Origin of the sequence: Mycobacterium sp. MS1601 (assembly GCF_001984215.1) — a bacterium.
In the GTDB taxonomy this organism is placed as follows: domain Bacteria; phylum Actinomycetota; class Actinomycetes; order Mycobacteriales; family Mycobacteriaceae; genus Mycobacterium.
The window spans coordinates 3,195,281-3,218,538 of sequence record NZ_CP019420.1; the positions used below are offsets into that span (position 1 = coordinate 3,195,281).

Genomic DNA, 23,258 nt, shown 5'->3' on the forward strand with positions numbered 1-23,258 from the left:
CCCGGATATCCAAACAGATGTCGCTGGCAGTCTCAGCCGCCCAGAGCTCCGACCAGCAGGGGCGGCAGTTGGTCGGCCACCACCGGCAGCGACAGCGGGGAGGAGAATGCGATGGCTCCGGCGAGTTCCTTGGTGGTGAACACATTGCGCCTGCCGAAACCGGCGATATCGGGATGAGCCAGCAGAGCGGCCTGCTCAGCTTCGCTTTCGGTTGCCCAGATCAGCACGTCGATGTCGGCCAGAGCAGGGCGCAGCTGATCCAACGGGAGGGGATCGAGGTCGGCGACGACGAAGCCCATCTGGGTCAGGAAGTCGGTACGCCAGCCGGGCGCGGTGACCGTGATGGCGCCGTTCCATGCAGTCCCCGCCAACAGCGCCACGGTCTTGTCCTTGAACTGTGGGTGTGCCGTCCCTGCCGCCACCACCTGTTCATCGACCCCCTGGATCAGCGCTTCCATGGCCTCGCGCTGGAAGACGGCCGTGGCGATGCTGACGGCCTGGGTCTTCCACGGTTCGAAGAAGGCGTCGCGGCCCGACTGGGGAATCGTCGGGGCGATCGCCGACAGCGCCGCATAGGTATCGGCGTCCACGCCGGCGTTGGTGGCCACGATCAGGTCCGGTTGCATGGCGGCGATCTCACCGACCTGGATGCCGTTGGCCAGGCTCAGCACGCGTGGTTGTGCCGCGCCCAGCGCGGCGCGGGCCCACGGCCAGACGGCAAACGGTTCGCCGCCGAACCACTCCGTCGTCGCGATCGGCACCACCCCGAGGGCCAGCAGGCTGTCCTGCTCAGTGAAGCCCAGGCTGGCCACCCGTTGCGGAGGTGCGGGCACTGTCGTCTCGCCGAAGGCGTGGGTGACTGTGGCGGTGTTCGCTTCGACCGTGGTCTTCGTCGATGTACATCCGGCGACCAGCAGCACACCTGCGGCGCCCAGGAACGTTCTGCGAGTGCATCGCACCCGCAGAGGGTATCGGTCAGCTCACCTCGAAACCGGGAACTTGGTGGATCGCGCCGCCGCGGCCAACCCAACGTCAGTGCTTGGCCAGGCGTTTGTTGATGGCGCGGGTCAGCCAGGCCGGGGAGAACCGGGAGCCGAGCGTCATCGCCTTGGAGCGCCCGCCCACGGGGTAGTGCACCTGGTGCATCGCTTTTCGTAACCGGCTCCCGGACACCGCAGCCACGATGGCGTCGGCGACGTCCTGGGCGGTGAGGTTGATGCCGAGCGACTGGGTGGTGCCGGTGCTGATGTTGGAGGTCATCGCCGTCTGCACGTACAGCGGCCACATGGCGATGACGCGGATGTCGTGCCCGCTCCACTCGATGTCGAGCGCTTCGGTGAGACCGCGGACGAAGAACTTGGTGGCGCTGTAGGTGGCGAGTTCGGCTTGCCCGTAGATCGCCGATGCCGACGCCAGGTTCACCACCACGGCACCAGGGGTGGACCGCAGATACGGAAACGCCGCATACAGGCCGTTCACCACGCCTTTGGTATTGATGTCGATCTCGCGGTGTTGTGCGGACAGATCCAGCTTCTCGAACTGGCCCGCCAACAGGATGCCCGCATTGTTGATCAACACATCCAGCCTGCCGCCCGCTGCTCCGGCGAATTCTCTTGTCCGCAGCGTCATCTCATCGGCATCAGTGACGTCGAGGTGCCCGGTCAACGCAGTGCCGTGCAAGGCGGCGATCTCGGCGGCCAGGGATTCCAAGCCGCCGGAGTCGACGTCGTAGGCACCGACGGTGTAACCGCGGCGGGCGAAGGCCAGTGCGGTGGCCCGGCCGATCCCGGCGGCGGCGCCGGTGATGAAGACCGCTTTGGAGTGAGTCATCATCCCATTGTGACGAGGTTGCGCCACAAGGTGGTGAGGCTGTCGGTGCCGCCGAACAGGGTGGTGAAGTGTGTGGAGTCGATCAGGACGATGTCACCGGCGCGGTCACCGTGGGGCGGCAGCCAGAGCACGGCGTTGAATTCGGTGTTGCCCGCATCGGTGAAGGGATGAGGCCGTCGGGGGTCGATGCGCTGGGTGCCGAGCACTCTCACGCCGCTCTCGTTCGCGAGTTCGTAGTGCGGAAGGTGTTGGTGCAGGCTCAACGTGCTGACCCCGGCAAGGAGTCCGATGCCGTCGAGGTCCGGAAACCGGGTCAGCGGAACCGGGTCCCGGGTGCCGTCCACCACCGCGGGACACAGTCCCCACGTGTTGTGTACCGGGACGTCCAGCTGGTGCATGAGCGAGCGGGTGTACAGGCCGAAGCGCTGCTGCCGTGGGACCAGGCGATCGCCATGGTGGCGGTACTCGACCTGCCGCTGCGCCAGGTCGTCGGTGAAGCCGACGTCGTGGTGCGGCGCCAGCACCAGGCAGGTACCGTCCCGGCGTAGCCAGGCCCGGATGGCGTCGGCCTCGGCGTCGTCGGCGGTCTGTTCGGACAGCAGGTGGTCGAGTCCGAAGACCATCAGGGTGTCGGTGTCCTCGAGTATCCGTTCGTCGATGGGCAGCGGATAGCCGGCCTGGTCGGTGCGTTGGAACACCGCGACTGCGTGTCCGGTGACCTCAGCGGACAGGGCTTGGAAGCTCAGTGTCGAACGGTGGAACAACTCCAGCGTCCCTGCGACACCCTGTAGGAAGTTCGAGGCGCTGAACTCCGGGGTTTCGTAGGCCGGCCACACCGCGTTGCGCACTTCGGTGATGGTGGAGAACCGATTGTCCAGCATGGCCGGATCCCGTTGAGCCTCCCAGGGATAACTCCACGTCCAGTAGATGCTCACCCGCCTGTGCCCGTCGCGGCGACGGACGATGTGGTTCTGGTTGTAGGTGCGCGCCGCGCTCATGTCAGGCCGGCCAGGTATTGCAGGCCGCGCAGTCCCGGCAGGAAGAAGTACGCCCCTCCGGTGACGGTGGTGAAGGCGGGTATCCCTCTGTGTATCTTCCGGATCGGGCGCTTCGGCACGGTGAAGTCCAGGGTGCCGTCCTGGGTTCCACAGATCGGGTCGTGCTCGTTGCCCAGTTCGTGGAACGACGTGTCGTTGATCCAGACGTTCTGGGCGAACTCGAACTGTCGCACCAGGCTGGCGCAGATGATGAATGCCGCGATACCGCGGTCGGCGCCGTCCTCGGGTGCGTTCGGCGCCAGCGCGGGACCGTAGGTCGCCCCGCGGCGGATCATCCGGCGTCGGTTCATGTTGACGGCCGTGTCCCGGGGGTTGAGGCGACGCGCGTGGGCACCCAGTGGACAGGCGTAACCCAACGGGTCCATCGCCTTGTAGTTGAAGTCGTTGTTGCGCTGTGGATCTCCACCGAGCTCGGGGTCGTCGCGCTCCGGCGCAAGCACCAAGGGGGCGCCGCTGCGCCAGCGGCCCATGAACTTGGCGGCCAGCAGCTCCTCGCCCTCCGCGCCTTCTGCGTGTGAGCGCAGGTAATCGCGAAACAGGCCGACATGCTCGCGTAAGCGACGGTAAGCCATGAAACTGCCGTTTCGTGAGAGGGTCTCGGGCTGAGGCAGATTGACCGGAGGTCCGTTCTCATCCCGGTAGCCCAGGATGAATTCACCGGGTTCGAGCGGGTCGCCCGACCCCGGCGTCGGCTCCTCACCGCTGCCTTTCAGCACGGGCTGTGACAACCGATCCCGGAAGCCGAAGTGGTCATGCGCGTGGTCGAACGGTGGGGTGGCGTTGAGATCCAGGTGCGACAGTCTGCGTGCCCCTGGCACACGCGCCAACAGACGGTCGTGTTCATCGACACACCGGATCCTCTCGGATTCGTTGCGCGCGAACAGGATCGCTATGGCGTGCAGCTCGCTGGAGGCCAGGCCGCCGCTCCAGTGCTGCGGCGCGTTCGGGCCGGTGTCGCCGAGGATCTGGGCTCGAGCTGCCATTCCCTCCTGGAATTCTCTGGGGAAGGTGGACAACGCTTGCTCGGGCACGCCCAGTGCCCGCAGTCCAGTCCAGGTGAGCGCCACTGTCACCCACCGCGATGCGGAATCCAGGGTGTCGACGGCGTCGGCCGCGGATTGTGTCGTGGTCAGCATCTCGGACAGCCATTTTCGGCCGGCCGCCGGTGTCTCGAAGGACAGAAACTCGTAGCGGCCGGTCATTGCCGGCGTGCGCGTCAACAGGATGTGCTGGATATCGTCGAGTTCGAGCACCGCGCCGCCTACTGCATCTGATCCAGCATCGCCGAGAAGGCGTTTTTCAAGCGCAGGGCCTTCTTGATCTCCTCGGCAGTCACATACGGGTATTCGCCGTACTCGAGAAAGCTGGGGTACTGGTGTGACCGGACGAACTGGATGAAGGCGTCCGGGTTCTCCTTCCAGTCGTCCGGGAATCCTTCCAGATTGGTGAATACGGTGGTTATCCCCGTTTGGCTGAACAACGTCACGGCGTCTTCGGTGTATTTGTCGAAGTCGGTGTCGAAAATGCCCTGGTACTGGAAATGTAGCCCGGACCCGACGTCGAACAGGACCCACCGCAGATAATGCAGACGCAAGGGCGCAAGGACGTCCGGAGTGTTTGCGATGGCTTCTTCGATCTGTTTGCCGTAGGCGCGTACGGCACCCTCGCGACCCTCTTTGACCTTCGCGATGATCGAGAAGCCGTGACAGGCTGGCGTACGTGGATACACCGGGCCGTACCTGCCGCGATTGAATTCGAAGTAGCCTTCGGGTGGCAGGGCCGTCGCGGCGGGCCGCGACCATTCGGGTGTGGGCATGGGATCTGTCCCGTCTGTGGAGTTCGTCTGGACGCTACACCCGGTGAGAATTGTTTTGCCGTTGAATATGGCGGTAATTCGGTCGATCTGATTTGAATGGCAGCCCTGTAATTGAGGGTAGGCAATCCATTGTCCCGAAACGAATGCATCGTTATAACTGAGCATTAGTCCCAGAAAATGAATCTCGTCGTTTTCGCACCGTGGATGACCTGCGGACTTATTCTGGCGACGACGGGGCCAATTCCCGTCGAGCGTTGAACGGCACGCAACAGGTCGGGGGACCGGTCGACAGGTCGCCCGGAATGGTGCATGCGGAGAGGACGTGGGTTATGTATGCCCCATTAGCCACTCTGATGACTTTGGTCGCGATCTCGCCACTGCCCATAGGCACCGTCCTGGCAGCGACAGCCGCCGCGGACTGCACCAGCTCGGCAGGTGTGACCCTCTGCTCACAGGGCGACGTTCGCGGCTCGGACACCGGCGACGGACCTTCGGGTTCGGGGCCGTACGTGCCTTACCCGTGCGAATACGACTACCTGTGTGACGACGACTATGGCTGGGGGGTCGCGTTCGATCTCGATGCCGATCTCAATCCGCCCCCAATCCGCCCAGATCGTCCGGACCGGCCCAACCGTCCGCGGGGCGGTGGTCGGCGATGACAAAACCGAACAACTCAACTGAAACCTTCATAACCGAAAGGAATGACCATGTCGCTCTGGACAAGTGGGCGTCGAGCTCTCGCGATCACCATCGGTGCCGGTGGATTGGTGGTCGGTGCGGGGGCGGCGATCGCCGATGCGGAACCGCTGCCACCACCGCCGCCGCCCAACTGCACGGCGGCAGATCTTGCCGGTGTTTCCACCGGTGTCTCGGCGGCCACGTCGGCCTATCTGTTCACTCATCCGGACGTCAACTTCTTCTTCACCAGCCTCAAAGGCCTACCAAGGGAAGAGATCCGGGCCAAGGTGCTGGAGTACGCCGACGCCCACCCGCAAGTCAGGGCGGAGCTCCAGGGTATCCGCCAGCCGATGGTCGACTTCCGTAATCGCTGCGGCGGACCGGTTCTGCCCGCCGAATAGCGTGCCGTCGGCACGGTGGCACCGCAGACCGGGCCACGTGCCGCCGCATGCGGAAAGGAAGTGTGCCGTGCAGATCGTGAAACTCTCACTTGCGGCTGTGCTCACGCTGCCCGCAATGTCTTTGGGCCTCGTCACCGCCGCTCCCGCAGCAGCCGATTGTGTCAACTCCAGCGGAGTTTCGTTGTGCTACGAGGGATCCAACCAGACTGGTGCCTCGGTGGCACTGCCGGTCGTGCCGTATCCGTGCGACGACGACTGGTTGTGCAGCTCGGGCGGCCTGTCGGCGTTGGACCCGGGCCCCGGCGGGCTCAACACCAATCGGGACACCCCCGGAGGCAGCTACCTGGACTAGTCCAGCGGCAGTGCCGTTGTCAGGAATGCCAGTCCCCGTTCCACCGGCTCTTCGGGGACAGGCGTTCCGTCCGAGGCTGCCATCAGCACCCCGACGATGGCGCCGGCCAGCACCCTGCGCTCGAAATCGCCTGTGGGTTTGGCCAGCCGGAGTTCGAGGGCATCGGCGATCAGGTCGATGCAACGCATGTACTCGCCGTAGAGCAATCCGCGGGCTTCCGGGATCGCGTACATCAGCCGCTGACCGCGGAAGGCGTCATCACGGTCGTCGTCGGACATCTCGGCGAATGTCTGCCGGACGGCGTGCTGGTAAGCCGGAATGGGGGACAGTTCCGCGGGCGCGGTGACAAACGCGTCCATGATCGGTTCGATCAGGTCGTCGGAGATCAGAACCGACTCCTTGGAGGGGAAGTACCGAAAGAACGTGCTGGTGGAGACGTCGGCGGCGTCGGCGATCTGCTCGACCGTGGTGTTGGCGTAGCCCTGTGTCTCGATCAGCCGGAACGCTTCGCGGCGAATTGCTCGCCGCGTCTTGATCTTTTTTCGCTCGCGCAGCCCGAGGGAGGGGTTCATGCCCTAATTGTGCCCGTTTCGGATGCATGGGCCACCTATCGGGCGAATCTGCTCATATGAGTGTCTGGGGGTAGATCGAGGGGGTTGGGCGCCCGGGCGGCCGTGCGGAGGTCTCGGCGGCCGCGATGGCCAAGGTGTGAAACGCTTTTCCGTTCGGGACGCATCGGCGTACTGCACCGCTGTGGCTGCCAGGTTTCACCAGGCCGGTCAACCGGCAGGACTGCATCGCGCTCGCCGAACAATGACCGCCAGTCACTCTCGGGCGGGGCGAGGTTCGAATTCCCGCCCGTGAGTGACGGGCAGTAGCCGTGGTCAGGCGACGGCCAGCGCGACGCCGAGCGAGACCATGGTGGCGGCGATGATGCCGTCCAGGACCCGCCAGGTCAGCTGTGTCGCAAACAGATTCTTCAGCCGCCGTGCCCCGAAGCCCAACATGGTGAACCACACCGCACTTGCTGTGACCGCCCCCACCCCGAACAGCCAGCGGTTGTCGGCGTGGTCATTGGCCAAGGCGCCCAACAGGATCACGGTGTCGAGGTACACATGCGGGTTGAGAAACGTCAGTGCCAGGCACGTCGCCACCACGCCGGCCAGTCGGGCCGGAGTGGAGTCGGCCGGGGTCAGCGTTCCCGGATTCAACGCCCGTCGTGCTGCCATGAGTCCGTAGCCGATCAAGAAGGCGGCACCCCCGAGGGTCGCGATGGTGACCACACTCGGGTGCGCGGACACCAGAGCTCCGAAACCGGCGATGCCCGCCGTGATCAGCACCATGTCCGAGAGCGTGCACAGCGCCACCACAGCGACCACATGCTCCCCGCGGATGCCCTGACGCAACACGAACGCGTTCTGCGCGCCGATGGCCGCGATCAGTGTCAGCGAGGTCAGGAATCCGGTGGCGAGGACGAGTGTGGTGGTGCTCATGAGGCTCAACGCTAGGTGGCTGGACGTGTTCAGTACACCTAATGTTTCTTCATCCGAGTTAGCGTTTCTAATCTGGCTACAGGAGGCATCAGGCCCTCGGCGGTCATCGCGGCTTGCGGACCGCCAGATAGTGCTCGGATTCCGGCACCCCGTCGACGTACCGCTCGACGGCCTCCTCGATCAACCGATCCTGGCCGGTGAGTCGGGTGTAGTGCTGGTGCATGTGCTCACCCCATGACCGCACCACGAACGTCTCCACGAAGGTGGACTGCCGCTCGACGCTGCGGTACACCCGCCACTGGGAGGCGCCGGTGCGCTGGCGGGACCTGCCGAGGATGTCCATAGCGGCCAGGAAGCCGGCTTCGTCTTCGGGCGCGATGCGGTAGGACGTGATGACCAGCACCGGCCCGTCGAGTGGTTCGGGGTCGAAGACCAGGTTCGGTTCAGGCCAGTGCGTCGACGGGGTGAGGTCCAGGTCGCCGGTCTTGGCGTGCAGCGGCCACCACAGTGAGGACAGCCCGCACACCAGCAGCAGGGCCGCACTGATCAGCAGGCTGGTGACGGTGGACGTGGCACCGGCGACCAGGCCCCAGGCCAGCGAACCCAACGCCTGGCCGCCCATGAACACCAACTGGTAAACCGACAATCCCCTGGCGCGCACCCAGGACGGCAGGCTCAGCTGCATCGAGGCGTTGAGCGTGGACAGTGACAGCAGCCACGAGGCGCCGCCGACCAGCAACACCGCCAGCACGATGGCGAAGTTGGGCACCAGTGCCAGCACCACGGTGGCGGCGGCGAAGCCGGCTGCCGCGACGGTCAACAGCGTGTTCTGGCCGAATCGGGACCGCAACCGCGACAAGAGGAACGCACCCAGGACCGCTCCGGCCCCCAGCGCGCCGAGTAGCAGACCGTAGCCCGACGACGACAGCCCGAGTTGGTCGGCCGCGATCACCGGTAGCAACCCCCACAGTGCGCTGGCCGGTGCGACGAACAAGGCGGCACGCAGTAGGATCCGCCGCACGATCGGTGAGCTGCGGATGAACCGCCCGCCGGCACTCAGAGCTGCCAGGGCGCGCTCGGAGGGGTAGTTGTGCTCGACAGCGGGCTGACGCCACCACATCAGGACCAGGACGGTGCCCACGAAAGACAGAGCGTTGAGGGCGAACACGAGTGTCGGCCCCGACAGCGACACCAGCACCCCGGCGATCGCGGGTCCGATGGCCCTTGCCAGGTTCATGCTCATGCTGCCCAGTGCAGCTGCCGCCGGGATCTGCTGGGCTGGAACGAGATCGGGCTGGATTGCCTGCCACGCCGGCATGACGAGGGCCTGCCCGCAGCCGATCAGGAACAACAACGTCAGCAGTACCGCGGGCGTCGTCAAACCGGCACCGGTCAGCGCTGCCAACAGACCCACACCGGCGGCCATCGCCCCCATCGTCGCGATCAACAACCGGCGGCGGTCCAAGAGGTCGGCCAACACGCCGGACGGCAACGCCAGCAGCATCACCGGCAGCGTCGTGGCCGTCTGTACCAGCGGAACCAGGACATCTGCGCGGGGGTCGCCGACGAGCATCCACTGTGCGCCGACGGTCTGCATCCAGGTCCCGAGATTGGACACCAGCTGTGCGATCCACAGCATGCGATACACCGGCGATCGCAGCGGCGCCCAGGTCGAGGTCATGGGGACAACTGTAGAAGGGCGCTTCGTTCTGCTGACAGCAGCGTGAGCAGCCCGGCCGTCCGCCGCTGAGGCAGGGTCGAAGCCATGACCGACAACAAACCACGACTGTTCACTGCACAACTGCGCGACGATCTGTTCCGCAAGCGGGTGCTGGTGCTCGACGGCCCACTCGATGATGACAACGGCACCGTGCTGGTGACCCAGATGCTCTCACTGGCCGCTGATTCCGACGATGACATCGCTTTGTGGATTCACTCGCCGGGAGGTTCGGTACCGGCCATGCTGGCCATCCGCGACGTCATGCGGCTGGTGCCGTCCGACGTCAGCACACTTGCTCTCGGATTGGCCTGCAGCGCAGGACAATTCCTGCTGTCATCCGGAACCCCAGGCAAGCGGGGCGCGCTGCGGCACGCCAGAATTCTCATGCACCAGGGTTCGTCCGGTATCGCCGGTTCCGCCGTCGAGGTGGAAGTGCAGGCCGACGACCTGCGGTACACCCGCGACACAGTGCTCGGATTGATCGCGCAGGACACCGGTCAAGACATCGACCGTGTCTTCACCGATTCGCTGCACGACCGTTGGTTCACCTCGGAGCAGGCCAGGGAGTACGGGTTCGTCGACACCGTGGTGGACCGCTTCGAGCAGGTCGTGCCGAACCACAGGGCGCAGTTCGGAATCAGCGCATGAGCACCTACACCATCCCCAACGTGATCACCCGCAGCCCTGCCGGCGAACGGGTCATGGATGTGTACTCGCACCTGCTGGCCGAGCGCATCGTCTATCTGGGCACCGGTATAGATTCCGGGGTCGCCAATGCGTTGATCGCCCAACTCTTGCACCTGGAAGCCGACAATCCCGAACAGGAGATCAGCCTCTACATCAATTCCGAAGGTGGTGATCTGTCGGCGATGCTGGCGGTTTACGACACCATGCGTTTCATCAAGGCGCCGGTGGCCACCACGTGTATAGGCCAGGCCGTCGCGGCGGGTGCGGTGCTGCTGGCAGCAGGTGCGGCCGGACGTCGAGCGGTGTTGCCGCACAGTCGAATTGTGCTGCATCAGCCCGCCGCGCAGGGCAGGGGCACCATCCCGGATCTGATCCTGCAGGCGGACGAGGTGGTGCGGGTGCGCAGTCAATTGGAGGCCATCCTGGCGCGGCACACCGGACGTGGTGTCGAGCAACTGCGGCATGACACCGACCGCGACCGGGTGTTCGATGCACACGATGCGGTGGCGTATGGCCTGGCGGACGTTGTGCTGCAGGACAGAGATCGGGCCGATGGATGAGCCGGGTACCGGACCGCAGAGTTCGGACGGTCCTATGCGGCCATCAACATGGGGCCGGTGGCAGTGCCGCCGACTCGGGTGAAGTCGGCCGCGATGCTGCCCAGCACACGAACCAGATTGACGTCCAACGCTCCGCATATGGCGGCGATCATCTCGCTGGAGGGTTCTTTGCGGCCGCGCTCGATCTCGGACAGGTACTGCGGTGACACTCCCGCGCGTTCGGCGACGTCCACCAGACGGTCGCCGCGGCGCTCCCGGATGTCGCGGAGTCGACGGCCCAGGAGTTCCCGCCACAGCGGCTCGGGTGCCCGCACCGCTGCGCGGTGGCGGTGTATGCCGATGACCTCACCCATGAAGCCATCCTTGCTCAGTACGCAGCCTGCGTCGAACGGTGTTCGCCGCAGGCGAAATCAGCGGACTCGAGCGCTGACGCGAGGCGCAGGTGCGACGACGGCAGACGACCTCGCCACCGGAGCCGGCCGCCTGCGCGACGTCTGTTGACCGACGCGACGTGTCAGGGCCCGCAGATCGCGCTTGGACACTGCGTGCATCCGATTCGCCAGCAGGTCGAGCTGCTGCCAGCTCAGACCGTCGAGTTCGCCGTCGGCGTCGTGGGTGGCGATCACCACCGCCCCACGCAACAGGGGAACATTCTTGGCAGTGAATCGGGTGGTTGCCAGCAGCATTTCGGTGGCACTGTGGTTCACTCGCTGCTGACAGCGGCGAGCAGTAGGGGCGAACCAGAAGTCGAATTGCCGATCAGCACTCGTCAAGCTCTCGAGTCCGCGATCAGCTACCAGTTCGGAGATATCTGCCCTGGTGTAGGCACGTGTCTCGTAGGCGACACCATTGGGGCTGAAATACAGGACCGTGTTCATCGCGATTGTCCTATTCAGAGGTGGTGAATATCGCTGGAGTTATGCAGCGACCGGTTCGATCGCTGCATAACGATTTGCCGCATAACGATTGGGATAAACCGAAATCACAAAAAATTTCACTGATGTGATTCAGGTGTTCAGACCGCTGATGACGCGGACGGGGCCAGATGTGCCACGGCGAAGTCCGCTGCCTGGTCGGCCATGCCGTTGCTCTTGTACGAGCTGTGGGCCGCCCTGTCGAAGCCGCCCGGGAAACACACCGGATCGCCGGGGGCGCACAGTTGCAGGGTCTTGGCGGCGTACTGCTGGCCCACAGTCACCGGAGGCGCACTGCGATCCACCAGATTCAGGAACCAGTTGTCCGGAGTGCCGAACAGCACCACGGAGGAGACGTGCTGGGCTGTCGACGCGGGCATCGGGCCAAGTCCGGCAGGCAGATTGAGCCCGGCGGGCACCGCGTCGAAGGTGGTGTATCCGGCCACGGCCGCACCTTGGGAGTAACCGCCGAGCACCACAGCGGTGGTGGGGCAGCTGGCGGCCACCGCCTCGATCTTGTTCGCGGCATCGGCCACACCGTTGGCGGCGGCCGAGAAGTCAAGGGAAGCGGGGTAGTTCACGGGGTAGACGTCGACGGACTTGCCGGGCAGCCGTGCACTCAAGGCGTTGACGAAGGCCTGTCCGGTGTCGCCCACGCCGGGGGCCTCGAAGGTGCCACGGGCGAACACGACTTCGACGTCGGGACACGCCTGGGTGGGTGCGGCCACGGCCACGCCGGTGGCGGAGGGGGCGAACAGGGCCGCCAGGGAGACGGCGACTGCGCCGAGCCCGGCGGAGATCCGCTTGGGTGAGGATGCTGATTCACGCATGGTCGTACCTTTCGCAGGGCTCAGTGAGTAAAAGAAGACTCCCGCGAACGGCGTTTCGACACATCGACGCTGGCCTCCATGTCAGGGAACCGCTAGTGGCAACGGCCTATTCCGGCTAACCGGAACCGGATTTCTGTTGGGCCGTCGCTCTGATCCCCGGTTGCAGGCGGCAGGACGACGCCGACCGGGCCCTGTCGACGTCGGCGGCGCGAATGTCATCGGCGATAATGCGTCGAATGCAGACCCGACCCTCCTGGCTCCGACGCGCGGCCATCACCCCGGCCGACGTGGCACAGGCCGCGGTGTTCGCCGCGCTGATCGCCGCGCTCGGGCTGCCGGGCACCATCACCATCGGAGCCAGCGGCGTGCCCATCACCTTGCAGACACTCGGGGTGATGTTGGCCGGGTCCATCCTAGGCGCGCGCAAGGGAGCGCTGGCCGTTGCACTGTTCGCGGTGCTGGCCATCGCCGGCCTGCCGATCCTGGCCGGCGCCCGCACCGGGCTGGTGTCCCTGGCGTCGCCCACCGCGGGGTTCTTCGTCGGCTGGCTGCCCGCGGTGATCGTCATCGGCGGCCTCACCGCGCTGATGATCCCGAAGTACCGGGTGCTCTGGGGCATCGTGATCAACATCGTCGGCGGCATGGGGGTGATCTACGCCTTCGGCACCGCGGGCCTGATGATCCGGACCGACATGTCGTGGTGGGCCGCGTTGTCCACCAACGGGATCTACATCCCCGGCGATGTCGCCAAGGCGGTGGTGGCCGCCGTGGTCGCCGCGCAGGTGCACCGGGCGCGTCCCGAACTCATCACCCCGTGGCGCCGTCGACGTGCCGGCGCCTGACACCACCGGCATCGTCTTCGATCGGGTTTCGCACTCGTTCGGGGAACGTGTTGTCCTGAAAGATGTTTCGCTGTCACTGACCGAACAGAGGATCGGGATCCTCGGTGCCAACGGAAGTGGCAAGTCCACCCTTGCGCGGATGATCAACGGACTGGTGCTGCCGGACAGCGGGACGGTACACGTTGATGGTCTTGACACCAGGAAATCGGCCCGTGCGGTGCGCCGCAGCGTCGGGTTCGTGTTCACCGACCCCGACCGTCAGATCCTGATGCCGACGGTGGCCGAGGACATCGAACTGTCCCTCTCGCGCCACAAACTGTCCCGCGCTGAACGCCGCGAACGTACGCGGCTGGTCCTGCAGCGTTTCGGTCTCGCCGGACACGCCGACCACCCCGCACATCTGCTCTCAGGCGGCCAGAAGCAACTGCTGGCGCTGGCGGCGGTGCTGGTCACCGAACCCGCGATCGTAGTGGCCGATGAACCGACGACCTTGCTGGATCTGCGTAACGCCCAGATGCTGCGCGGTGCTCTCGGCCGCCTGGAAACCCGTTTGGTCGTGGTGACCCACGATCTGGAGCTGGTGCACGATTTCGACCGGGTTCTGGTGATCGACGACGGCCAGGTCTGCGCTGACGACGTACCGTCGGCTGCGGTCGCCGCCTACCGGAAGCTGATGGCATGAACGTGCTGGGGAGCTATGTCCCGGGCGCCACGGTGCTGCACCGAATGCCGGCGGGGTTCAAGCTGCTGGGGCTGGGGGCGGCCATCACGGTGATGTCGTTGGCGGTCGATTCGCCGATACGTCTCGCGGCGGCCGCCGCGCTGGTGGCGGCGACGGTGCTCGTCGCCGGTGTGGGCGTGCGGGCGCTGGCAACGCAACTTCGCCCGGTCCTGTGGGTGGTGGCCTTCATCTTTGGTTTCCAGCTGTTGTTCACCGACTGGTCTCGCGCGGTGCAGGTGTGCGGAATCCTGCTGCTGTCAGTGACTCTCGCAGCCGTAGCCACAGCCACCACCCGCACCACGGACATGCTGGCGGCCATCACCCGTGCGTTGCAACCGTTGGGGCGCATCGGTTTTCCCGTCGAGCAGGTGGCGCTGGCCCTGGCGCTGACCATCCGCGCCATCCCGTTGATGATCGAGACGGTGCGACAGGTGGAAGAGGCTCGCCAGGCCAGGGGGCTGCGATTTTCCCCCAGGGTGGTGGTGGCGCCGGTGGTGATCGCCGCGCTGCGCACGGCGGACGGGTTCGCCGATGCTCTGGTGGCCCGCGGTCTGGATTGATTCGACGTGCATTCGACGGGTAATCACCCTGGATGTCCAGTGAATTGGAAGGCCGCAGGATCGCCATCCTGGCGGCAGACGGCGTGGAGAAGGTCGAACTCGAACAACCGCGTGCGGCGGTGCAGGAAGCCGGCGGGCGGGCCGAGGTGTTGTCGTTGAGTACCGAAGACATTCACGCATTCAGCCACGACATCGAACCGGCGGGCATGTTGTCGGTGGACCGCGCGGTCGACGACGCACGCGTCGACGATTACGACGGGCTGATCCTGCCGGGAGGGACGGTCAACCCGGACAAGCTGCGACTGGACAAGTCGGCTGTGGAGTTCGTGCGGAGTTTTGTACTTTCGGGCAAACCGGTGGCTGCCATCTGCCACGGCCCGTGGACTCTGGTCGAAGCCGATGTGCTCGGCGGCAGGACGGTGACGTCCTACCCCAGCATCCGCACCGATCTGCGTAATGCCGGCGCCACAGTGGTGGATCAGCAGGTGTGCATCGACGGCAACCTCATCACCAGTAGGTCACCAGATGACCTTCCCGCGTTCTGCCAGGCCATCGTGGACCGGTTCTCCAGAACCCCGGCCCACACCTGAGCGTCAGCTGTTCTGGTCGGCCCAGCCATCGTCGTTGTGGGCCAGGATCTGCAATTCCCGCTCCCAGGACCGGGCTCGCATCCGGTCGAGGCCGAAGCGGGCCGCGCCGGCGGCCAGTGCGGCGAACGCGACAGTGGACACCCACACCGTCCAGGCTCGGCCGGAGGCGATGGCCCTGGCCTGCTGCGGTGTTTCCGGCGCGCTGACCACGGCACCTGCAGCGTTGGTCCACACCGTCACGGTGTCCCCGGCCGTCACCGGTGTGGGGCTGCTGACCAGTGCGGTGCGCGACTGAGTGCCGTCATTCCACTGGACGCGCACGGGTCCGGGTCGGCTGTACCGACCGGCGGAGAAGCTGTTGCCGCCCAGCGCGGTAGCGTCGATCTGGTTGATGGTCCGCATCTGTTCGTCGATCACCTGCATGCGGGCGTCGTAGGCGTCGTCACCGGCCTGTGCGGCAAAAGGGATGGCGATCAACGCGACGGCGAAGACGAGCAGGATGGCCAGGGCTTCGAGTCGGTCGCTGGTACGCACCAAGGGATTGCGGCCGAGTGTCAGTGACATCCAGCGGCAGCGCAGGGCCAGCGACCGAAACATCAGCCGATCCCGTCTCGTGTTACGTGCATGTTTCCATCGTGTCACATTCAGTCGTGGCGGCCAAGATTCATCACGATCGGATGTGTGGGCTTGAACAACTGCTGACCCTGACGATGGGGGTACCCGATGCCCGTTGATTCAAAGCCGTGGGGAGGACGCCGTTGAGCAGCGAATGCCGGCAAGACGAAGGACGGCCGCCGAAAGCGCTGGAGTCGGAATGGGAATGGCAGTTGCAGGGGAGATGCCGGACGTACCCGGCTCACGTGTTCTTCCCCGACGACCATCGTGGCCAGGCGTTGCGGGAGCGTGAAGAGACGGCCAAGCGGGTGTGCCGGGGTTGCCCGGTGTTGGCCACGTGCCGCAACCACGCCCTGCAGTTGCCTGAGCGGTTCGGTGTCTGGGGGGCGATGACCGCCCGGGAGCGCTCGCGCACTCGGAAGGCCGAGGCGGACAGCCGAGGCGCCTGAGCCTGGACAGAGCAGACATGCCGCGGGTCTGACCGGAGGTCGACCCGTCGCCGCGTGAACGGCGACGGGTCGTCCGATGGCATCAGCCTGCGACGAATTCCTCGTACGCGCTGGCCAGGTACGGCGGCAGCACCGTGGTGTTGCACGCGCGCTGGGTGTCGCCGATGGGTGCCAGGATGCCGCGCAGTTCGTAGTACTCACCCGGGTTGGCGGTGAAGTAGCTGCGGATATTGGCCGAGGCCACCTCACGCGGCTGCGTGACGGCCGCAGAGACGACGCCGCCGGCGCCGGGGTGTGCGGCCAAATACTGCTGTGCCGCCACCGTCACCGAGTCGACGGTGCCGTTGATGCCGGCGGGGCTGCAATCGGGCGCCGCCGACGCCGCGGGTGCGGCGATGGTTGCTACTGCCAGTCCCCCGAAGAGGCATCCGGCAGCGGTGGCGGCGATGCGCCGGTGTGCGGAGTTGCCACTGAACATCATGATCACTTCTCTCTCGTCTGCGAATAGTCGCGAATTCCCCTTCCCGAAAAACAAAGTACCCAAGCAGATTTCGAGGTCAACCGGACCAGAGCCGCTGATTCCTCGAGATGGCTGGGCGTTACATCGTCCAGGGGTGATGTTCGCCGCAATCCGCCCAGGGGGATGTGCTGTGAGTGAACAAAGCTGCACTCCCATTGAGATTCCTCAGAGTTTGCAGAACTTCCTTAAGTTAACGTCAGTCCGATCGTGACCGAGTTGTGATGCGGAGGATTGATGGCACAGGCCCACGAAAGCCGGCTCGGCGCCGATCAACTGGCGGCGTTGGCTGCGGTGGTCGAGTTCGGCAGTTTCGATGCCGCGGCCGAACAGCTGCATGTCACACCGTCGGCGGTGAGCCAGCGGATCAAGGCGTTGGAGCAGCGGGTTGGGCAGGTGCTGATCGTCAGGGAGAAGCCGTCCCGGCCTACTGCGGCGGGCGTGCCATTGCTGCGGCTGGCCGCGCAGACCGCGCTGCTGGAGGCCGAGGCACTGGCCGAGACCACGGGCGGTTCGGCGCAGCGCACCAGGGTCGCCATCGCCGTCAACGCCGATTCGATGTCCACGTGGTTCGCCGCGGCGCTGGGGCAGCTGCCACCGGTGCTGCTCGACATCCGGATCGAGGACCAGGACCACTCGGCCCGACTGCTGCGTGAGGGCGCGGTGATGGGGGCAGTGACCACCGAACGCACGCCGGTGTCCGGCTGCCGGGTCCAGGCGCTGGGCGTCATGCGCTATGTGCCGGTGTCCGGTCCGGCATTCGTGACCAGGTACCTGCCCCACGGGTTCACCCGCGACGCGGTGTCACAAGCGCCGTCGCTGGCTTGGAACCGCGACGACGCCCTGCAGGACATGCTGGTGCGCAAGGTATTTCGTCGAACACTGACCAGGCCGGTGCATTACGTGCCGACGGCCGACGGTTTCGGTGCGGCCGTGCACGCCGGGCTGGGGTGGGGGATGTACCCCGAGCACCTGGCCGCCGCTGCCTTGGCCGACGGCTCCTTTGTCCGTATCTCCGCCGCACACCTGGACATTCCGCTGTTCTGGCAGTGCTGGAAACTCGACAGTTCGACCGTCGCCGCCATCACCGCGGCCGTCCGAGCCGCCGCGGCGGCAGTCCTGCGCTGATCAGGCGTGCTTCTTGTGCTTGCCGAAGGGCAGCACCGAGATGACGGCCACGACGATGGCACCCACCACCAGACCGATGACAGCCGAGGCGGCGGTGTTGATCAACCAGGCCAGCACACCGCCCGCGCCGGCAATGTGGTGCACCGCCTCCTCGGCGTGATGCACCAGGGCGTAGGGCGCGTGCCAGCCCAGTTCGTCGACACCCACCAGCAGGATGTGCCCGCCCACCCACAGCATGGCGGCAGTACCCACCACCGAGAGTGTGGAAAGCAGTTTGGGCATGGCCGCCACCAGGCCGCGGCCCACCTTCTGGGCGAACGACGAACTGCGTTTCGTCAGGTGCAGCCCGACGTCGTCCATCTTCACGATGCCCGCCACCACGCCGTACACCACGGCCGTGATGAACAGCGCGACCACCACCAAGATGATCAACCGGGGAAAGAAGGACTGGTTGGCCACTTCGTTGAGCGCGATCACCATGATCTCGGCGGACAGGATGAAATCGGTGCGGATGGCGCCGGTCACCATGAACTTCTCGGCATCGGGACCGGCGGCGGCGACCGGAGTCGCATGCGCGTCGTGGCCGGTGATCTTGCCCCACACCTTCTCCGCGCCCTCGTAACAGAGGTACGTCGCACCCAGCATCAGGATCGGTGTCAGCAGGAATGGCGCGAACTGGCTCAGCAGCAGCGCCGCCGGGAGGATGAACACCAGCTTGTTGCGCAGGGAACCGATGGCGATCTTCTTGATGATCGGCAGTTCACGGGACGGTTCGATGCCCTGGACGTACTGCGGGGCAACGGCCGTGTCGTCGATCACCACACCGGCGGCTTTGGCGGTGGCGCGACCCGCTGCCGCGCCGATGTCGTCGACGGACGCGGCCGCCAGACGGGCGATCGCGGCAACATCATCCAACAGCCCGAACAGACCGGCGCTCATGAAGCGCAAGGCTACCGGCTTCTGATGAACCGCGACGAAAAGTGTCGCCCCCGCCGCTACTCCGGACAGCGGGGTAGCGACGGGGGCGGGAAGCGTGCCGAGGGAAACGGCTAGTGGGCCTTGTGGGTGTCCTTGTGGCGACCCTTGATCAGGTATGCGAGCCAGCGAACGTCGATCAACATGTGTGTTCCTAACAGCTCAGGCGGTCTTGGCGAGGAAGGGCAGGAGGCGACGACGTTCGGTCATCGCGTCGGAGAAGCACTGCAGGGCATCGGGGACAGAAGATGCGGTGGGCTGGTCGCCGGTGAGCATTTCCGCGACGGCGGGGCTGGGGATCAGCATCCACTCATCGGCGGTGCGCCGGCAGGCCTCGTCCACGGCGGTCAACAGTGCGACGGCGATGGGCGCGAAGGACTCCACCTCGCTGAGATCGAGGACGAACGGCTTCTCCCGGATGATGGACCGGGTGACCTGACGGATCAGCTGGTCGACGTTGGTGGCGTCGACATCGCCCGTCACCCGCACGACGGTCGCGAGCTGCCGGCACTGCGAACGCACCTGTGCGCCAGCGATTTCGACAACCGGGTTGCCATAGTGGAATGCGGTGGGCATGTGACTGCTCCCTCGGGACGCGGTGTATCGAACTTCCGTGTCTTCGACAGTAAGGAGCGTTTGTAAGGTACTTGGGAGTAGGGACTAACGCTTCACTAAGAGAATTTCAGTGCGGACGGAACTGACCGCCCGAATAGTTCTCCCACGGCGAGTAGTCGGCGATCAGGTCCTCCTGAGGAGGGCGGGTCCCTTCGGGAACGTGCTGGAGATTGATCCGGATGCGATACCAGATGGAACTGGGCCCACGCATGCCGTCCACCAGAACGTCGACGGGCTCGAGGCGCTCGGCCACTTGCGGATATCTCTGCTTCCAGGTGTCCAGGGCGGCCATCGCCTCGTCCTTGGTCTTGGTGCGCGCGATCTCGATGAGCGGCACCTTGCGCGCGCCCTTGGGCGCCTTCTCCGGCGGACCCAGTTCGTCGGCCAGTGTCAGCAGTTCCGTGAGGTCGCCGGGGGCGTCGTCCATGCCCTCCCACGGGTCACCGATCTCGGCGTAACGGGTGGGCACGGTCTTGACCGTGAACGCCTCGGGCACACAGCCGGGCACCTCCGACCAACACAACGGCGTCGACACCCGGGCGTCTGGGCGGGAGCGCACCGAGTACGCCGAGGCCACGGTGCGGTCCTTGGCGTTCTGGTTGAAATCGACGAACACGCCCTCGCGTTCCTCTTTCCACCACCTGCTGGTCGCCAGGTCCGGCGCCCGTCGCTCCACTTCCCGGGCAACCGTCTCGGCCGCCAGACGTACTTGCTTGTAGGGCCAGCGCGGATGGATGCGGGCGTAGATGTGGAAGCCACGTGAACCCGAGGTCTTGGGCCAGGCGGTCAGCCCGTGGTCCTCGAGCACATCCTTGGCCACCTGTGCGACGTCGAGAATGTTCTGCCAGGTCACGCCGGGCATGGGATCGAGGTCGACGCGCAGTTCGTCGGGATGGTCCAGATCGCCGGAACGCACCGGGTGTGGGTTGAGATCGACGCAGCCGAGGTTGACGGCCCACACCAGTCCGGCGGGTTCACGCAGCACGGCCTCTTTGGCTGACGTGCCCGAGGCGTACTTCAGCTCGGCGACGTCGATCCACTCCGGGCGCTTCTCCGGTGCCCGCTTCTGGAACACGGCCTCTTCGGTGATGCCTTTGACGAAGCGTTTGAGGATCATCGGCCGGTCGTCGACACCGCGCAGCGCACCGTCGGCGACGGACAGGTAGTACTTGATCAGATCGAGCTTGGTGACGGCCGCTTCGGGAAACACCACCTTGTCCGGGTTGGTGACGGTGACCAGGCGGGTGCCCACTTCCATCTGCAGCGGAGCGGCCATGACGCCATGGTAATTGCGCCGCTGTTTCCGGACCGCGGTGCGACACCCGTCACATAGGCTGGGCGCCATGCCCAACCTCACTGACCTCCCGCTCGCTGCGGTGGCCAAAGCGCAGCAGCTCGCCGAACGCGGTTCAGCCGAACTGCACTACGCGCGCAAGATGTTCGAAGCCGGCGCCTTCAAGCTCGAACCGCCGCAGAACATCGTGGCGATGCTGGCCGACATCCGTCGGTGGGGTGAGTTCGGCATGATCCCGGCGCTGAATGCGCGACGTACCCCCGATCGCACGGCCATCATCGACGACGACGGCGAGATCACGTTCAAGGAGCTCAACGACTCGGCCAACGCCGTCGCCAACGCGCTGCTGGCCAAAGGCGTCAAGGGTGGCGACGGGGTGGCGCTGCTGATCCGCAACCACCGGTGGTTTCTGATCGCGCTCTACGGCGCGGCCAAGGTCGGTGCGCGGCTGATCCTTCTCAACAGTGAGTTCTCGGGCCCGCAGATCAAGGAGGTCGGCGAGCGCGAGGGTGCCAAGCTGATCATCCACGACGACGAATACTCCAAGGCTGTCGCCGCCGCTGATCCGCCGCTGGGCAAACTGCGCGCCCTGCCCACCAACCCGGATACCGACGCTCCGTCGGAGAGTGACGCCGAGACCCTCGAGCACCTGATCGCGCACACGTCGACCGCGCCGCCGCCCAAGGCCGCCAAACACTCCAAGATCATCATCCTGACCAGCGGCACCACCGGAACGCCCAAGGGCGCCAACCGGAGCACGCCACCGTCGTTGGCGCCCATCGGCGGGGTGCTCTCGCACGTGCCGTTCAAGGCCGGTGAGGTGACCTCGCTGCCCGCGCCGATGTTCCACGCACTGGGCTTCCTGCACGCCACCATCGCGATGATGCTGGGCTCCACCCTGGTGTTGCGGCGCCGCTTCAAACCGGCCACGGTGTTGGCCGACCTGGAGAAGCACAAGGTGACGGCCATGGTGGTGGTTCCGGTGATGCTCTCGCGGCTGCTCGATGAGCTGGAGAAGACCGACCCCAAGCCGGACCTGTCGAGTCTGCGCATCGTCTTCGTGTCCGGCTCACAGCTGGGGGCCGAGCTGGCCACCCGAGCGATGACGGATCTGGGGCCGGTGGTCTACAACCTCTACGGCTCCACCGAGATCGCGTTCGCGTCCATCGCCCGACCGCAGGATCTGAAGAAGAACCCCGCCACCGTGGGTCCCGTCGTCAAGGGGGTGAAGGTCAGGCTGTTCGACGAGAACGGTGTCGAAGTACCCCGCGGCGAGGTGGGCCGCATCTTCGTCGGCAACACCTTCCCCTTCGAGGGCTACACCGGCGGCGGTGGCAAGGCCATCATCGACGGCCTGATGTCCTCCGGTGACGTCGGCTACTTCGACGAGCACGGTCTGCTCTACGTCAGCGGGCGCGACGACGAGATGATTGTCTGCGGCGGTGAGAATGTGTTCCCCGCCGAGGTCGAGGATCTGATCAGCGGGCACCCCGAGGTGGTCGAGGCCACCGCCCTCGGGGTCGAGGACAAGGAGTGGGGTCACCGGCTGCGGGCGTTCGTCGTCAAGGTCGAAGGCGCCAGCGTCGACGAGGACGCCATCAAGCTGTACGTGAAGGAGAACCTGGCGCGCTACAAAGTGCCGCGAGAGGTCATCTTCCTCGACGAACTGCCGCGCAACCCCACGGGCAAGATCCTCAAGCGGGAGTTGAAGAAGCTCGCCGTCGGCGGAGCCGACAGTCCTGAGCAGGTCGAGTCCGCGTCGGAATAGTCCGTCCGCCGGCTTCGTCGTACTCACTTGTGAACATCAATCTCTCCGGCAAAACCGCACTCGTCACCGGTTCCACCCAGGGCATCGGTCTGGCCATCGCCTCCGGGCTGGCGCAGGCCGGAGCTCGTGTGGTCGTCAACGGCCGCAGTCAGCAGCGCGTCGACGAAGCCGCGGCACAGATCGGTGGTGACGTCCTGGGTGTCGCTGCCGACGTCACCACCGACGACGGCAGCGCCGCGCTGTTGGAGGCGGTGCCGGCGGTGGACGTGTTGGTCAACAACCTCGGCATCTTCGAGGCCGTCCCCGCCCGTGAGATCACCGACGACCAGTGGCGCCGCTACTTCGACGTCAACGTCCTGTCCGCTGTGCGGCTGATCCGCTCCTATCTGCCCGGTATGGCCGAAAAGGGTTGGGGCAGGGTCGTTCAGATCGCCAGTGATTCAGCGCTGGTGACGCCCGCGGAGATGATCCACTACGGCGTGTCCAAGACGGCGTTGCTGGCCGTGACACGCGGTTTCGCCAAGGATGCGGCGGGTACCGGGGTGACGGTCAACTCGGTGATCGCCGGGCCGACGCACACCGCCGGGGTCGAGGACTTCGTCTATCAATTGGTGGACAAGGCTTTACCGTGGGAAGAGGCGCAGCGGGAGTTCATGAAGCTGCATCGCCCGCAGTCACTGCTGCAGCGTCTCATCGAGCCCGAGGAGATCGCCAACATGGTGGTGTACCTGGCATCACCGCTGGCGTCGGCCACCACCGGCGGCGCATTGCGGGCCGACGGCGGCTACGTCGACTCGATCGTCCCCTGACCTGTCACTGTTTCTGCACCAGGGCCGTGGAATCGC

Annotated in this window: 28 protein-coding genes; 12 read left to right on the plus strand and 16 right to left on the minus strand. The window is 65.7% G+C overall.

Translation table 11 applies throughout. The annotated features are described in order from the left end of the window. Nucleotides 1–32 precede the first annotated feature (32 nt). The 5 genes from BVC93_RS15575 to BVC93_RS15595 form a co-directional block, all read right to left on the minus strand. On the minus strand, nt 33–965 hold the full coding sequence (locus BVC93_RS15575) for an ABC transporter substrate-binding protein (protein ID WP_083738247.1): 933 nt from the start codon (nt 963–965) through the stop codon (nt 33–35). A 67-nt stretch (nt 966–1,032) separates the two neighbouring features. Continuing rightward, nucleotides 1,033–1,830, minus strand: coding sequence for an SDR family oxidoreductase (locus BVC93_RS15580; RefSeq protein WP_083738248.1), 798 nt, complete (start codon nt 1,828–1,830; stop codon nt 1,033–1,035). Next, nucleotides 1,830–2,828 (minus strand): hypothetical protein, encoded by a 999-nt coding sequence (locus BVC93_RS15585; protein WP_083738249.1) that lies wholly within the window; start codon nt 2,826–2,828, stop codon nt 1,830–1,832. Before BVC93_RS15585 ends, BVC93_RS15580 begins: the two co-directional genes overlap by 1 nt. After that, nucleotides 2,825–4,141, minus strand: a complete 1,317-nt coding sequence (locus BVC93_RS15590) for a Dyp-type peroxidase (protein ID WP_083738250.1) — start codon at nt 4,139–4,141, stop codon at nt 2,825–2,827. The genes BVC93_RS15585 and BVC93_RS15590 overlap by 4 nt, the downstream gene beginning before the upstream one ends. 8 nt (nt 4,142–4,149) lie before the next feature. Beyond that, nucleotides 4,150–4,704, minus strand: a complete 555-nt coding sequence (locus BVC93_RS15595; RefSeq protein WP_083738251.1) for a hypothetical protein — start codon at nt 4,702–4,704, stop codon at nt 4,150–4,152. A gap of 701 nt (nt 4,705–5,405) precedes the next feature. Here BVC93_RS15595 and BVC93_RS15605 point away from each other — a divergent pair. Continuing rightward, nucleotides 5,406–5,783, plus strand: a complete 378-nt coding sequence (locus tag BVC93_RS15605; RefSeq protein ID WP_083738253.1) for a heme-binding protein — start codon at nt 5,406–5,408, stop codon at nt 5,781–5,783. Nucleotides 5,784–5,850: 67 nt separating this feature from the next. Then, nucleotides 5,851–6,135, plus strand: coding sequence for a hypothetical protein (locus BVC93_RS15610; protein WP_157516941.1), 285 nt, complete (start codon nt 5,851–5,853; stop codon nt 6,133–6,135). On the opposite strand, the gene BVC93_RS15615 is transcribed toward BVC93_RS15610, so the two are convergent. From BVC93_RS15615 to BVC93_RS15625, 3 genes are all read right to left on the minus strand, one after another. Further along, nucleotides 6,132–6,707, minus strand: coding sequence for a TetR/AcrR family transcriptional regulator (locus tag BVC93_RS15615; protein WP_083738255.1), 576 nt, complete (start codon nt 6,705–6,707; stop codon nt 6,132–6,134). The two genes, BVC93_RS15610 and BVC93_RS15615, sit on opposite strands and share 4 nt — an antisense overlap. Before the next feature lie 312 nt (nt 6,708–7,019). Next, nucleotides 7,020–7,628 (minus strand): LysE/ArgO family amino acid transporter, encoded by a 609-nt coding sequence (locus BVC93_RS15620; protein WP_083738256.1) that lies wholly within the window; start codon nt 7,626–7,628, stop codon nt 7,020–7,022. A gap of 103 nt (nt 7,629–7,731) precedes the next feature. Further along, nucleotides 7,732–9,309, minus strand: a complete 1,578-nt coding sequence (locus tag BVC93_RS15625) for an MFS transporter (RefSeq protein WP_083738257.1) — start codon at nt 9,307–9,309, stop codon at nt 7,732–7,734. 84 nt (nt 9,310–9,393) lie between these two features. Here BVC93_RS15625 and BVC93_RS15630 point away from each other — a divergent pair, with 84 nt between their 5' ends. Together BVC93_RS15630 and BVC93_RS15635 are read left to right on the plus strand one after the other, a co-directional pair. Continuing rightward, nucleotides 9,394–9,996: a ClpP family protease gene (locus tag BVC93_RS15630; protein ID WP_083738258.1), complete on the plus strand. Its 603-nt coding sequence runs from the start codon at nt 9,394–9,396 to the stop codon at nt 9,994–9,996. Next, nucleotides 9,993–10,595 (plus strand): ClpP family protease, encoded by a 603-nt coding sequence (locus BVC93_RS15635; RefSeq protein ID WP_083738259.1) that lies wholly within the window; start codon nt 9,993–9,995, stop codon nt 10,593–10,595. Before BVC93_RS15630 ends, BVC93_RS15635 begins: the two co-directional genes overlap by 4 nt. Before the next feature lie 32 nt (nt 10,596–10,627). Here BVC93_RS15635 and BVC93_RS15640 read toward each other — a convergent pair whose 3' ends face one another. The 3 genes from BVC93_RS15640 to BVC93_RS15650 all read right to left on the minus strand — a co-directional run bounded on the left by BVC93_RS15640 (nt 10,628) and on the right by BVC93_RS15650 (nt 12,339). Continuing rightward, nucleotides 10,628–10,948 carry a helix-turn-helix domain-containing protein gene (locus BVC93_RS15640; protein ID WP_083738260.1) on the minus strand — a complete coding sequence of 107 codons (321 nt, stop codon included), beginning with the start codon at nt 10,946–10,948 and terminating at the stop codon, nt 10,628–10,630. Between the two features lie 57 nt (nt 10,949–11,005). Continuing rightward, nucleotides 11,006–11,473, minus strand: a complete 468-nt coding sequence (locus tag BVC93_RS15645; protein ID WP_083738261.1) for a hypothetical protein — start codon at nt 11,471–11,473, stop codon at nt 11,006–11,008. A gap of 137 nt (nt 11,474–11,610) precedes the next feature. After that, nucleotides 11,611–12,339: a cutinase family protein gene (locus BVC93_RS15650; RefSeq protein WP_083738262.1), complete on the minus strand. Its 729-nt coding sequence runs from the start codon at nt 12,337–12,339 to the stop codon at nt 11,611–11,613. A gap of 236 nt (nt 12,340–12,575) precedes the next feature. On the opposite strand from BVC93_RS15650, the gene BVC93_RS15655 reads away from it, so the two are divergent. From BVC93_RS15655 to BVC93_RS15670, 4 genes are read left to right on the plus strand one after another with little or no spacing between them, the layout of a single operon-like run. After that, complete coding sequence (locus tag BVC93_RS15655) at nt 12,576–13,181, plus strand: biotin transporter BioY (RefSeq protein WP_083738263.1); 606 nt, start codon at nt 12,576–12,578, stop codon at nt 13,179–13,181. Continuing rightward, entirely contained in the window at nt 13,168–13,863 is a 696-nt protein-coding gene (locus tag BVC93_RS15660; protein ID WP_236949980.1) for an energy-coupling factor ABC transporter ATP-binding protein, read from the plus strand. The genes BVC93_RS15655 and BVC93_RS15660 overlap by 14 nt, the downstream gene beginning before the upstream one ends. Next, nucleotides 13,860–14,462, plus strand: coding sequence for an energy-coupling factor transporter transmembrane component T family protein (locus BVC93_RS15665; protein WP_083738265.1), 603 nt, complete (start codon nt 13,860–13,862; stop codon nt 14,460–14,462). The genes BVC93_RS15660 and BVC93_RS15665 overlap by 4 nt, the downstream gene beginning before the upstream one ends. A 32-nt stretch (nt 14,463–14,494) precedes the next feature. Continuing rightward, on the plus strand, nt 14,495–15,052 hold the full coding sequence (locus BVC93_RS15670; RefSeq protein ID WP_083738266.1) for a type 1 glutamine amidotransferase domain-containing protein: 558 nt from the start codon (nt 14,495–14,497) through the stop codon (nt 15,050–15,052). A gap of 3 nt (nt 15,053–15,055) precedes the next feature. Here BVC93_RS15670 and BVC93_RS15675 read toward each other — a convergent pair whose 3' ends face one another. Further along, nucleotides 15,056–15,649: an Rv1733c family protein gene (locus tag BVC93_RS15675; protein WP_083738267.1), complete on the minus strand. Its 594-nt coding sequence runs from the start codon at nt 15,647–15,649 to the stop codon at nt 15,056–15,058. A gap of 161 nt (nt 15,650–15,810) precedes the next feature. On the opposite strand from BVC93_RS15675, the gene BVC93_RS15680 reads away from it, so the two are divergent. After that, on the plus strand, nt 15,811–16,116 hold the full coding sequence (locus tag BVC93_RS15680; protein ID WP_083741087.1) for a WhiB family transcriptional regulator: 306 nt from the start codon (nt 15,811–15,813) through the stop codon (nt 16,114–16,116). Nucleotides 16,117–16,198: 82 nt separating this feature from the next. Here BVC93_RS15680 and BVC93_RS15685 read toward each other — a convergent pair whose 3' ends face one another. Next, entirely contained in the window at nt 16,199–16,597 is a 399-nt protein-coding gene (locus tag BVC93_RS15685) for a heme-binding protein (protein WP_083738268.1), read from the minus strand. Between the two features lie 273 nt (nt 16,598–16,870). Here BVC93_RS15685 and BVC93_RS15690 point away from each other — a divergent pair, with 273 nt between their 5' ends. After that, on the plus strand, nt 16,871–17,761 hold the full coding sequence (locus BVC93_RS15690) for a LysR family transcriptional regulator ArgP (RefSeq protein WP_083738269.1): 891 nt from the start codon (nt 16,871–16,873) through the stop codon (nt 17,759–17,761). Here BVC93_RS15690 and BVC93_RS15695 read toward each other — a convergent pair whose 3' ends face one another. From BVC93_RS15695 to BVC93_RS15705, 3 genes are all read right to left on the minus strand, one after another. Further along, entirely contained in the window at nt 17,762–18,700 is a 939-nt protein-coding gene (locus tag BVC93_RS15695) for a DUF808 domain-containing protein (protein WP_083738270.1), read from the minus strand. A 198-nt stretch (nt 18,701–18,898) separates the two neighbouring features. Then, a complete protein-coding gene (locus tag BVC93_RS15700) occupies nt 18,899–19,312 on the minus strand; it encodes an STAS domain-containing protein (protein WP_083738271.1) in 414 nt (137 codons plus the stop codon). Between the two features lie 106 nt (nt 19,313–19,418). Continuing rightward, a complete protein-coding gene (locus BVC93_RS15705) occupies nt 19,419–20,627 on the minus strand; it encodes a DNA polymerase domain-containing protein (protein WP_083738272.1) in 1,209 nt (402 codons plus the stop codon). A gap of 67 nt (nt 20,628–20,694) precedes the next feature. Between BVC93_RS15705 and fadD2 the strand changes: the two genes are divergently transcribed. Both fadD2 and BVC93_RS15715 read left to right on the plus strand, forming a co-directional pair. Then, entirely contained in the window at nt 20,695–22,413 is a 1,719-nt protein-coding gene (fadD2, locus tag BVC93_RS15710; protein WP_083738273.1) for a long-chain-fatty-acid--CoA ligase FadD2, read from the plus strand. Between the two features lie 29 nt (nt 22,414–22,442). Next, nucleotides 22,443–23,222 (plus strand): SDR family NAD(P)-dependent oxidoreductase, encoded by a 780-nt coding sequence (locus BVC93_RS15715; RefSeq protein WP_083738274.1) that lies wholly within the window; start codon nt 22,443–22,445, stop codon nt 23,220–23,222. Nucleotides 23,223–23,258: the final 36 nt, after the last annotated feature.